A 13,071-nucleotide genomic window follows, 5' to 3' on the forward strand; every position below is an offset into this window, starting at 1 on the left:
GACATTAAAAAACCCTGATCTCATTAAAGATCAGGGTCGGTGGTGGTTTGTTGTGTTAATTATTCACAAGATCAGATCCGCTAAGAACTATAAACACCTGTACAAACAATTGCTCCCGATTCCATACGCATCAATGTATAAACATCGACACCATTAGGACGCGGAACGGGGTTAGCTTTGCCTTGCCCTAGCTGAGTAGGACTGAAAGCGTTAATTGTTACCCCTGTGGAGTTTTGTACAAAAACAACTGTTCTTGTTCCCCCCACCTTTAGGCTGTTAGCCTGCTGTAGGCTCATACTTGTAATATCAGCATTAGCAGTAACAGTAATCATATCACCAAGATTAAAGTTTAGTGTTAAAGCACCCGCTGTACTGTGTGTAACCGCACCGTTTACATCAACATTTGTAGCACAATCTACAACCCCCAATGCGACAGTGTGTCGCATTCGCTGTAATGTGTAGATGTGTTGTGCGTTATTGCGTGACAGTGGATTGCTAAAACTCCCTCGAATAGTCGCAGAGAACGGTGTAATTACAAGGTCTGCAACCTCTTGAATAAAGGTGATGGTCTTTTCTTCAAGAGGTTGCACCAAATCCATGTTCGTAAATGTAATTGAGGTGAGGTCTGCTCTTACTGTGATAGCAAACGCATCAGCTTCCGCTAAATCAATTGTTAAACCGCCTGCCACCGAATGCGTGATACTTTTGTGTGTCTTAAAACCAACGGAAACTCGTCCCCGACTTGCAGTAGGTTTTACTTGCTCTCGCGCGGGTCGGAATTTATCAACGTACTCATAAAATGTGCCGTTCATGTAGTCCAAAGCACCTTGACCAGAGAAACCAGTCGTTTGAATGCGTGTGTACGATCCAAAATCTCTCCACTTACCACCAACTAGCGGCCCCGCAACACCATTCCCGCCTGTGATCTGGAACGACTGACTTGTTGATTCAATATCCCAATAATAAGTAGCGTTTGGCATCTCGATGTAAGGATACAGAATTGTATTGTTAGCTGTATTTCTTGCGATTACACCGTGCGTCATCCAGCCCTCAAGCGAAGGTCTAAAGAACACGTTATTGCTGTTATGACTAAATGAAGTTCCATCGAGCATTATGTGATAGCGCATATAAGGGCGTATGTCCCCGCCTCCACCAAAATTACCGTCATAGAAAGTGTTTTGAGTTACCCAGCCACCATCAGCATAATTCTCTTTTATTAAGACACCACCTGAGCAGCTCTTAATATTTCCGAGATAGAGTGTGCAGTAACTTGTGCCGGAATTTCGGTCTGCTCTCAATTGCAGTGCGTCATAGTGTCTGTTTGCGCTGTTGTATCTAATGACACCTGTATAGCAATTCCATAACTGAATACCCACAGCAGTAGGTACGTCATAATACTTATGCCTGAATACCGATACGTCCAAATTGAGGACTTCACCCTGCACATCGTCAGTCTTAAAGTTAGCGGCAGTAGGGCGACACAACAAGCCGATCTGGTCATGATGACAATCAATCTGTAGGTTGTTTATGATTTTGATTGCTTTGTTGATTATGATTGTGCCCGTTGTTTTAATGCGTAGGTTCTCTGAATCAATAACATCGACACCATTTGCCAAACAAAAATCTATAGCTCCTTGTAGTTTTGCAGTTTCATCTGAACCGTCACCCTTGATGAAGAACTGGCGCAGGTTCGTAGTGTGAACTTCTTTAATCCAGCCTGTTGTTATGGTGTTGGGGTTATTTGTGTTTGCTGTAGATATGCTTTTTACAATGTCGCCATTTTCAAGCTTTACGGTAGAGCCAATATCATACCCAAGCGGCTTATTCCGCCACTTAGCACCACCAAAATCGTTGATTTCTTGCTGCGTTGATCCATCCGCCGATACGATAAATGAAGCAGCCCAACCGCGATCAATTGCGACTTGTGCGAGTTGCTGCATTAGATAGCTGTAATATTCTTCCAATTGATCAAGCGCAACGCCTTGTTCCTGAATTGCATTTAAAAGATAATTTCGAAGTTCATCATCCTTGTCATCAACATAATTTTTTAAGCTATCAATATTGTCTTGCAAGACATTATCTTGCTTATCAACATAAGCACGCAGATCGTTAATGCGATTACTTAAAATCCAATCAGCAACGCCAAGCTCTTGCAGCTTCCACCAGATCCAATCGAAGTCTTTGTTTACCGCAGGTGGGCGGAATGAATTATTGTAGGACTGATAATCAACATTGCGACTAAATGGCGTATTCCGTTGTGCGGTAATCTTTTTACCAGCTGCTGGTGCAGTGGTGAATACCACATTGCCACCGGTCAGACTCCACGTTGCAATCGGTGGTTCAATTTCATCCACCAATACAATTAAATGATCTTTTGATTCACACTGGAACCCTAGCGAAAAACTAGTTGTAACCCCATTTCCAGTGTGTTCGATATACGGCGTTTGTTCTGGAACTGCCATGATCTGCCCCTAATTTTCAAAGTCTAGAGTGGCTTCAATCACGCCACTATTCCCTCTCCAATTAGGGCCTTCATTGACCTCGTTATTTCTGTGTATTTTGCCTACGCGTTCCGGCTGGTCTACGACTGCACCTGCTGCTGAGTCCATGTAATCATCTGGTTGATTGGCTACGGCTGGATTCCATTCACGCATCTGTTTAGCTGCTGGCGCATCTTCTTCACTACCATCTGGATTGGCGACAACAAGCACCGAAATGTGTGCCCAAAGTAGACCAGACATAAGTGGCCCTTCAAGGCTTTCCAAAATACGTTTATTCTTATTTTGTGATGCATGACGTTCTTCCACGCCACAACGAAGTTTTCGCTTCTTCAAAGCTGCTTTAAGTGAGGAACCAGCAAAGCCACCAATGCCGTTAGTTTCAATCACAATCTTCGGAATATGAAATTCTTCAATCAGATCGCAGAGCTGCCATACCTGACCGCCAATAATTTCACCATTTTCATTGGTAATAATATCGGGACCAGTCAAGGCAATTGATCTGTGCCAGTACTTGTTCCCCAGGTCGTCATGCAGCACCAATGCAGTGGATGAAATATCAGATTTAAGCTTACCGCTTGAAGGATCCCATTTAGCCGACATGCCGACAATACGGCGTTTACCCAGCATCATGAAGTATTCACCATTGGCGCGTTTTAGCACTGGTTCACAGTCATAGGCCAGAATCTTGTCTGGATCAAGACGTACATCACCAATAGGTTTGGCGTGCATCTGATACTGTGAATCCCATTCATTCAGGGTTTTACATTCTTCGCGCCGGAATTCCATTTCTTCCGGTGTAAATCGTTCCTCCCAAAGCCCTTCAGAATAGAAATCGACAACATAATTTGATTCAAGGAGTGTAATTTCCCAGACATTTTTTAGCTTGCGGAAAGTGTAATGCTCACCTTTATGCAGATACTTTGCACCAACGCCAATGCCAGAAAAGCCGTGAACAGGCTCAAAATCAAGTAAAACCTTCTGGCCCTTCTGGGTATCCTCAAAACGTTTTTCATGCTCAAACATTTTGAGAATTAATTTATCCACCTTTCTTTGTTTTTTGATTTTTTCATACAGTGAATCGTGGGTATGCGGTGTTCCGATCCAAAGTTTCTTTGCACCTGGTATGGCAATGTGTGTCTGCTCAGATAGTTTTTTCGGCAGCTTTTCGCGCTGCTCCGGATTGGCTGTGGTCTGCGGTGTCTCAACGTCATCATTCTGGATGAAGTGCGCACGATGGCCTGTAACACCAGACAGAATTCCTTTGGCCAGCATGGTGCCATATCGAACATCTAGCGTGCCATTCACGAACCAGCGTTCAATCTCACCCTGACGGATACTGACATTGTGATTATCAATACACAGCGGGTGCTTTTCCAGTACATCACGTGTGCCTTTTGAACACTTATATGCATCTGAATCAGTTGTTCCTTGGTGCAGAATTTGTGTGTGTGGCCAGCAGTAAATTACCCAGGCGTTAAATACGTCCAGAATACTTGACTTGGAATGCCCACGCGGAAGCATAAGCAAGCCTGTACGCCCTTTAAGATAAAACACTTCAAGGAATACACAGACCTGAACATGGAATAGCGGAACTTTCCAGCCTTGCAGCTCAGCCCAAAGCAGAAAGAACGCTAAGAATGAGATCTTTGGTTTAGTCATTAGCTAAGGCGTTGTTTAAGTTTTGCGGCTGCTTCTTCGGCTTTTTTAATCAGTTGCTGCTCGTATTTCTCCTGTGTTGCTGCTGTTGCGCTAATTGGTGGAACCTTGCCAGATTTGACATCAAGTACACGTTGCAGAGTTGCCATAACGCCAGCCTGATTTTTGACGATGCCATACAAAAAAGATTTATCCCCACGGCCTACTTTTGTTTTGATATCAGTACCAATAGCAGCTTCCGCAGTACTTACCATGTCATCCGCAATTTCTTCAGAAAGTAATTTGATTCGCTCTATCTGGTCATCACGCATAAAAAAATCCCCCGTATATAGGCCATATATACAGGGGATGAAAAACATGAAAAATGAGTATTTTCTCTAGTCTATGACACGCTCAAAATCAGGCATCTGAATATCACCTACATCGTCACCCCAGAAGCGCGTCCGGTCGTGCTCACGCTCTGCTTTCCGCAATAATTTTTCACGATAACCCGGTGCAATCATGTCCTGCATTTCATCAAAGACTAGGCGATTAGTCGCAGCTTTGGTGTACCACAGGTTTTGCGCAGGGATCTTGTTCTTGAGCAAACGGAATGCTTCATTAGATGCATTGGTGTCCTTGTCATCGTAGTACTGCGTCAGGTTGCCTACAGTCAAACCGAGCACAGCTTTAGCATCAGAACCCAATGGCCCCACCATAAAGTCCGAAGTACTGCGCCCTGAAGTATCGGTACCAGCAACCAGAATGTCACCTAAGATGGATAGACCGCCGCCCTGAACCGCTGAGCGTGTCCAGAAGTTCATAGCCTTCTGCGGATCGTCACTATCCCACATGGTCGAAGGATCGTTACCATTGGCTAGTTCTTTAAGCTGTACCGCTAGTGCACCAAGTAGTGTGGTCATAGCAAACAATGAAACGCCATAAGCTGCTTTGCCTTTCACACCATCCTGCGCCATTGCACGTGAACCATGACGCATTAAAAATGCTGCTGGGAATGACTTAAACTGAAGCATAGACTTCACAAGTTCACCCATGCCTGTGCCTTTTCGTTGTCCTGCGCTCATCCATGTACGTTCACGTAATCCGGCTTCAACCACGGCCATTCCCTGTTCATCCAGTAAGTGTGCCTGAAATTGTGTGGCTACTTCGTCACGTACCTTTTGTGGGTCGCCAAACTTTGTTAATTGGTCATCTGGAATTTCATAGATTGAACGTGCGGACATGAGCTGATTGCCTTTACGATCCACAACCGGATCAGCCAGGCGCATGACCTCCCATGCTCGTTCGTTTAGTCCGGTTTTTTCTATCAGTTCACGATCCATTGCGTCCAGATCAGCCCATGCTTTAGAACGGGTCAAAGTACCATACTTCTCCATAAGCATCTTGGTAAAGCCGACTTTTGAAGCTGCTGTGAGTGCATTTAGGCCAGATATGCGCATAACCTGTGAAGCAATCCCACTAGATACCCGAGCCAGTTTCTGTGACTTGCCATGCACCGAGGTCAATCCATCATCCGACCAACGTGCGATAGAGCCGAGCATTTCTTCTGTAGCCAGACCCAAGCTGTGCGCCATCTGACGATCTTCTTTATTTGCCGGATTAAGCTGTGAAATCAGTTCACCAAAGGTTTTGCGGTAGGCGATGCCATGGATCGATGCAGTTTTTGCAATCATGGCCTGATCGGTGACGGATGAAATTGTGGTACCACCCAACATAGATGCCACGTTCATTGATCGATACGCTAAACCCATATTGGCCAGCACTTCGGATTGCGGTGTATTCTGCCCTGAAAACTCGTCAAACATGGTCTGTGCACGTTTACGTGACTTGCCTGTGTCGTTTGCATCAATACCCTTTTGCCAGTCCTTTTGCTCTGCTGCATCCATCAATATGCGCATGGAGTTTCTAGGACTACTACCAAGATTTTCCACCAGTGCAATATCTTTGGATAAGCCGTTAATATGTGCTTCCACTAAGTCTACAAATGGCATGCCGCCAAACTCAGACTGATATTCCATCCATGATTCAGCATCTTTAAAATGCAGCACACGACTTTCACTATGTCGTGATGTGACTTTAGAATTACCACCAAAGGACTGACGGCCAATTTCGGTTTTATTGGCACCGTTACTGCTCAGGGTATCGAATGAGTATTCCAGCAGCTCCCGGATCTCTTGCTGTGAATAATACGTGCCATCCTCATGCACGTATTTTGAAGTGTCGATTAAGCCTTCTGCTTTTTGCACCCATGCCTGTTTGCCAGCTAATACGATCTTTTCCAGGCTATGTGTCTGCGGCAATCCCCAATCATCCAGTTTTCCAATATCACCACCGGCACGGTTAAAGCGTTCGCGCATACCTTCAAAGACTTCGCCCATTTTGTCTGAAATCTTCTTGGCCAAAGGATCGCCGGTACTGTCATTGAAGCGTTCACGGACAATTTTTTGCACCAGCTCTGCATCAGTAAATACACCTAAACCGCCTTTGATGTTGGTATAGAAGTCCACCAGATCACCACGGTAAACGGATGCAATGGCACGTGCTTTGGAATCAATTGACTGAATGCCGGACATATCACCATGCGCTGCCACCATACGGTCTACGACTTCACTGGCTGATAGTGTCGGATGATCCAGCAAGGCAAGGTTTTTGTTTTGGGTCAGAATGTCACGTGCTGCAATAGCATGCTTCTGTTTTAATTGCGCCTGGATATCCTGTGCCACAAACTCACCGGCTTTCACCAGTTTTTCAGCATCGGATAAATTGCGCCAGTTCTGGATATCCTGTTTGGCCAAAGACTTCATCGCGTCCTTGATCCGGTTTTCAATATCGGTGGCTTCTTGCTGGTTTAGTGTGGCCTTGCCGAGTGCTTTAGCTACGGCGGCCTTGCATTGGTCTTTCATAATAAAAATGCCCAGATAATTTCCATCATCTGAGCATTTGTTAAGGTTGGGTTTGTTGAGTGATCAACTAAGAGTTAAACTCTTCTTGGGTCATCTCACCAAGATATGAAATTGAGTTAATCCGGAAATCTTTAACCGCCACTCCAGGATTGTTATTTTTAATAAAATCCACTAAAGAAAGACGTACTTTCTCCAAAGTTGATTTAGTAATTTTTGAAGAACTTAAGCTAAAATCTCCATTGAAGCTCTGATCAAGATCATGTTCAAGATTCGGGTTTTTAAATGATCCATGTACAATGTACCAGTGTTTTTTTTGATCGCTCATAAATTTATTCCTGAATATTTTAAGCTGTTCACAAATTATTAAGTCCCCAATTTATAATACAAAATACTAATTAATTCAAATTAATAGTCAACCAAACTGTAAAGCACAACTAATGGCTGTTTGTGCGGCCAAAGTATCTTCTTGTGCCTGACGTGCTTCCGCTTCCAGTTCATCCAGTCGTTCACGCAAGGTCATTGTAATTTCTTCCATTTCCCCATCCGGGCGCATACGGCTGACTGAAATTTGCTGATCTGGATTCTGCATGATGATATCTAAAGCGGCTGATTCTTCTGGACCATCACCAAACAATGAACCTTGTCGCGGATCACCCATAGCATCGATTTCATCAATCCTGGATTGAATATTCTCACCAATAGCTTTTGTACTACGCTTGTTCTGGTCAAAGACATTCAGGAAGTCACGCGCACCAGGTGAAAGTCCATCATCGATGAGCTGACCTTGATTTAAATAATCTGGTACGGTCTGGCCATTGGCTTTCAGGTCACTGAGCTTTTGCGCTGCCTGTGCCAGATCCTTGGCCAAAGTATTTTGATGACGGCCACCTTGTCTCACTAAGCTATCAAGCTGTGCCAATTGCGGTGCAGCACGCAGCAAGGCATTCAATACAGTCTTGCTGTCATCATCCAGATTCTCAGCCATACGACCAATCAGTGATGAATCCTCATAGGTGCGTTGCATCATCGCAGATTCAATACGGCGTTTCCCTTCCTGGCTTAAACGTCCGTCACCGGTAATTACTGTACCCTGTTCTGACTTTGGCAATGACCCTACAAAACCGCGTACAAAGTCCATAGAGCCATCTAAATTAATTGAGCCATCATTGTTGATCTTCAGCAAAGAAGCATCAGGCAGACGATCTGAGTCACTCACAGCACGTTCGGTTGCGGAGTACTGCGCCACATCGGATTCATTGGCCAGTTTTGCGAATTGCGTACGGTCGGTATCGGTTAAGCGTGTCCGGACTAAAACAGGATTATTGATACCAGCAATATCGATACCACGTTCAGCCGCGTACTGTTCCAGAAAGGCCCGATATTCTTCAGCACGGCCCGATTCATAAGCCTTTGCAATGGCCAGCGTACGTCCGTTGCCTGACTCCACCACGTTATCCATGCCGATAATCGGTGCACCATCAGACAGTTTTGGAGATTCACCAAGCAACTCAGGTCGTAGATCCTCAGCCATACGTTCAATCTGTTGGCGTGATGCTTCCCGAGTACGGTCACGCGGTTGCAGTTCAGATGGGTAAAGCGGATTCACCCCATAAGCCAGATCATTTGATGCAATCAGTTCATCCAGTGATTTGACCTCATAAGCCATGTCATAGCTGCTGCCATCCATGCCGATTGCAGTACTGGTGCCATTGCCACCATATCGAGCGCTTAGACTGTTCCACTTATTACGCCATTTGCCAATAGCCTGCCCGACTGTCATGCCCTCCATGGCATTGTTTTTCACAATATTATTGGCATTCTTTGGATCGTACTTACGAACCACATCAATCAGCTTTGCATTCGGATCTGCTTTTAATACTGCAGACGCTCCACCTGGTCCAAGTAAATGCCCTAAATAATGCTCATGCGGTTGCAGTTCACGGCCAATACTTTTCTTAATATGGCTTTCTGCCTGCTTCATGTGCTTGAAGCCGATACGGATCTGCTCATCAATATTGGATCGATCACCGCCGCCCAAGTTACTCCACGACTTATCCAGCACCTGAAACAGACCATGTGCGGATGATGTTGGATTCTTGGCTGTATGGCTGAATGAACCGCCCGTTTCAATATGGGCAATGGTTAAAGCTACATTTGGAGGAATCCCGGCCTGTTGTGCTTTACGTGCAATCGTTTTGGCATTGGTTGGTAGAGCCATGGTGTCGTAATTTAAAGCTTTAGAATTGGCTTTTTTGGGCTGCATCTTGAGCCGCGTATGCTCAATTAGTGCTTCCAGAGAAGAAACGCCGCTTTGCTTAAATGCATACCCTTTATCTTGATACTTATAAACATCAAGCATAATTTCTTCGGTTGATTTGCCTTTTTCCACTCCAGATAAAATAGCTTTTTTAATCATTGGAGCTTGTAGTTTAATGCTTGACAACAACTCTGCAGAACTTAGTTGTGTGCCTGGGTCGCCAGCCCAGTTTTGTTGCATTCCTATGGATGAAAAATCATTGTAGTCCCAATCCTTTAAGTCCTTGTCGAATTGCTCTTGGTAAGCGTTTTTGATTTTTAAGTGCTGCTCGCTAAGACCTGAGTCATCCACCCCTTTAACTTCATGGACAACATTCACTGGCCGACCCATACGGATTGCTTCAGTTGCGGCATCCATATTTTTATAATGGTTATTAGCCTGAACTGGATTGGCTGGCTTCACTGGTGCCAGTGTTTCCTCAAACTCCAATTCATTTAAAACCAATGCTGCCTGCTGCTGTTCTGGTGTGACATCGGGATTATTGAAATACTTACCTGCACCACGTGCTGCACCAAAAAATAGAATATTTAGCCCAATATCTGTGGTGACTGATTCGTTTGTGATTTCGTATTTTTTCGCCTGTTTGTCGTAGCCTTCAGATTTAAGAATTGCACCCGATATAGCTTGGCCACCAATGGATAGACCAGATGCCCCACCCACGGAAAGCAGACCATCTTTAATCACACCACCTGTGCCTTTCCAGCCATACGACATAGGTAGAAAGGTTGATGCAGCAGCTACACCACCATCAGTCAAAGCGACTTTTAAAGCGGTTTCTTCGTCCACACCTTCCCGGGTTAAATCACCATAGACATAGTTAGTCTCAGATGCACCGGTAACAGCTGCCGCACCCAATGGGCCTGCTACAGCACTACCAGCGGCCGCACGTGTAGCATAATCGCCAATAGCAAAACCAATACGCCCTACTGTCCCGGTATTCTCTTTATCCTCTAAGTATTCAATAGATTCATATACCAGATCATCACGCGCCTTCTGCTTACGCTCCTTATAGGCAGAATACGGCTCGCTAAATTCCTCTTTGCCCACATCATCAAGGGAATATGAAACACGGTCCACAACGGCATCGACTGGCGCAGCAATAGCATCACCGACTTTGGCAAAGCCAGCTGCCGCACCACGAAACGGTGCAGCCACTTTAAACAATGCGCTGGATTCTTCTTTTTGCTCAATGGGTGCATAACTCACACCTGGCGCATTAAGTTGATCAACCTGCTTTTGATCACTGCTTGAGTATTCAGATAGCCAGTTACTCATTACTTGGTTGCTCCCTGCATATTGATCCGCCACATCACGCCACCCACTTGCAACGGCGCACCACGTTCATTGATCAGGTCATATTGGATCTCGCCTTTTTTAGATCGCTTGTCAGATCGGCGCAGGCGTAAATCTTCCAGTTCGGCTGTGCTGATACCAGTGGCCTGAGAAATCGCGGCATAGCCTTTGCTGACTTCACTTTCAAAACGGTCATCATCCATACCGTATGGCTTCGATACTTTCCATGTTTTATTGCCGGTACCATACTTTAAGCCTTGGTCATATACGCCACCTGTAGCCATACTTAAAGCCGCATTCGCAATACTGGTTTCAATGGTTTCGTTTGTTCCACCTTGTGCATTGCCACGCTCCATCAAATGCGCATAGATCGATTTGAATGTTGAATACGTCATATTGGCAGTTTCGCCAGATACAGAATTACCCACATATTCATTAAACTTTGTTTTTAGAAGATCATCTTTCGGCATGATCAGCTGCTTATTTTTAAGCGCCTGAGTACCTGAAATAATCGCTGCTGCTACATCTTCCCCTTGTTCTGAACGATAGTTGTTAGCACGTGCTACACCCGCCATAAGGTATGTTAGATCACCACCGCCAAGCTGCCCCATGGTTGCAGACCAGATCTTGCTGCCATTGGGTACGCCTTTAGACTGGTTGATGAGTTCGCCAATGAAGTCCAGTTTGTCATTCACAGACTTCGCTTCAAACGCTTGCTTGGCTTCTGCCAGATCTTCTGCAGCAATCGGTTTCACCACAATGTTTGGATCTTTAAGCGCCAACTGACTCACGCCGTTATCAATCGCTTTGGCAGCAAATGATTTAGGATTGGATTTCAGTTCACCAGCATTCAGGCTATGCGTTTCTAAACCTGCTTCACGGACGGCTTGATTTGGATTGTTCTTTAGCGTTTCTGTCTTTTCCTTATGGATCGACTCATACACGCCTAAGATCTTTTCCTCATTCACAGCATCAGTGGTCTTGCTATTCTTGGCACGTGCCTTCTGTTCATTGATACGCTTTAGCTGCTCAGTTGTAGACAGGTTGGAAAACTGCTGGAAGTTATTTGATTGTGATTTGTAGAAGTTATATTCGGCTTCATGTTCAGTACCGACCACTGCACCGCCTACACTTGCCAGATAATCATCATCTAAAGCACGACCAGTCAGCACCTGAGATTTAAAATCATTCAGAACTTTGCCGGCTAATTGCAGACGCTTATTTTCCTCAACTTCAACCTGTTTATTGATTGCATCGATCCGGCTCAGCGCTTGAGCTTTTTTCTGCTGCAGTGTTGGGCCATCGGTATAACCAAAACCACCGTTATCCATTTCAGTGACAAGCTGCTGCAGGCTGGCCGTGTCCTTATTTTCAATGGCACTGGTGATACGTCCGTCAATATCTTGCAGATCACGTGTGCCTTGGTATTTATAAATCAGTGCCTGTTTTTGTGCTTCCGGTATGTTCAAGCTTTGAATATTGGATTTGACGTATTCAGCACCGGCTTCACGATCCATACGTGTGCCGATCTCAAGATAACGATCAGCCAGCACTTCGCCTTTCTTGCTATCCGCACTTAATTGCAAAGGCAGGAAAGCAGTAGCATTACGACTTACATTGCTGGACCAATGCTGACTTAATGCCTGGTGTGCATGCCCGGGCAACTCACCTTCCATATCTTTGAAGCGCTTTTCAGACCATTGCTGTAATGTTTTATTGGCTACATCAGCATTCATTGCGCCGTTGGCCACATCGTTTTTAAGCAATGTCACTTGCTCTGATAGTTCGGTCGTCAGTACATCATCTAGCTTAACTTTGGCTTCTTTCTCTGCTAGATCATTGTGATAAAGCTCTGCACGTTTGGCAGATACATCGGCTTCATCGGATTTCCGTCTGCGCTCCTCAATGATGCCGTCTACTGCCTTACCAATACTTCCGAGTCCAGTCATTGGCGTGTGTTGCTGCATGACTGGTCGAGACGTATCCCGACCTTGAGATTTTGGAATTAACGCCATTATTTCCATCCTCCTTTTGGCATTGCTGCATTCACAAAATCAGAAGCTGCCTGCATTGCATAATTATTACGCTGCATCTTGCCTTGCATACGAACTTGCTTGGCCTGATATCCAGCATCTGAGATATTGATTGATGCGTTATAGGCTGCATCAGAAACATGCTCATCCTGAAGCATTGCTGCTGCACCCAAATCAACATTCACACCATTTTCCGCAGCCTGTGCACGTGCTGTTGAAGCATTGCTTTTGCCTTGCCGCTTCATCTTTTCGGCTTCTGCACGTGCCACTGAGTTGATAGTTTTGGCATTACCTTTGGACACAGCATCTGCCTGTTGAGCATTTGCCATGTTTTGAACGCCCTGCATGATTCCTCCTGGATTGCACAT

The 13,071-nt window shown here is 45.1% G+C and carries 8 protein-coding genes; all 8 read right to left on the reverse strand.

All coding sequences use genetic code 11. The features are described 5' to 3' along the window. Window positions 1-80: 80 nt before the first annotated feature. The 8 genes from WFH18_RS04270 to WFH18_RS04305 all read right to left on the reverse strand — a co-directional run bounded on the left by WFH18_RS04270 (window position 81) and on the right by WFH18_RS04305 (window position 13,071). The gene (locus tag WFH18_RS04270) at window positions 81-2,462 is read right to left on the reverse strand and encodes a hypothetical protein (RefSeq protein WP_336754625.1); all 2,382 of its coding nucleotides are present in this window, start codon (window positions 2,460-2,462) and stop codon (window positions 81-83) included. A 9-nt stretch (window positions 2,463-2,471) separates the two neighbouring features. Then, window positions 2,472-4,160, reverse strand: coding sequence for a phage terminase large subunit (gene terL / locus WFH18_RS04275; RefSeq protein ID WP_336754626.1), 1,689 nt, complete (start codon window positions 4,158-4,160; stop codon window positions 2,472-2,474). Then, the gene (locus WFH18_RS04280; protein ID WP_336754627.1) at window positions 4,160-4,468 is read right to left on the reverse strand and encodes a hypothetical protein; all 309 of its coding nucleotides are present in this window, start codon (window positions 4,466-4,468) and stop codon (window positions 4,160-4,162) included. The genes terL and WFH18_RS04280 overlap by 1 nt, the downstream gene beginning before the upstream one ends. A gap of 66 nt (window positions 4,469-4,534) precedes the next feature. Further along, window positions 4,535-7,060: a hypothetical protein gene (locus WFH18_RS04285; protein WP_336754628.1), complete on the reverse strand. Its 2,526-nt coding sequence runs from the start codon at window positions 7,058-7,060 to the stop codon at window positions 4,535-4,537. Window positions 7,061-7,127: 67 nt separating this feature from the next. Beyond that, entirely contained in the window at window positions 7,128-7,385 is a 258-nt protein-coding gene (locus WFH18_RS04290; protein WP_336754629.1) for a hypothetical protein, read from the reverse strand. Between the two features lie 87 nt (window positions 7,386-7,472). Continuing rightward, complete coding sequence (locus tag WFH18_RS04295; protein WP_336754630.1) at window positions 7,473-10,652, reverse strand: hypothetical protein; 3,180 nt, start codon at window positions 10,650-10,652, stop codon at window positions 7,473-7,475. Next, entirely contained in the window at window positions 10,652-12,685 is a 2,034-nt protein-coding gene (locus WFH18_RS04300) for a methyl-coenzyme M reductase (RefSeq protein ID WP_336754631.1), read from the reverse strand. Before WFH18_RS04300 ends, WFH18_RS04295 begins: the two co-directional genes overlap by 1 nt. Further along, on the reverse strand, window positions 12,685-13,071 hold the full coding sequence (locus WFH18_RS04305) for a hypothetical protein (RefSeq protein WP_336754632.1): 387 nt from the start codon (window positions 13,069-13,071) through the stop codon (window positions 12,685-12,687). Before WFH18_RS04305 ends, WFH18_RS04300 begins: the two co-directional genes overlap by 1 nt.

This window comes from Acinetobacter sp. USHLN143 (assembly GCF_037145695.1).
Classification (GTDB): domain Bacteria; phylum Pseudomonadota; class Gammaproteobacteria; order Pseudomonadales; family Moraxellaceae; genus Acinetobacter; species Acinetobacter fasciculus.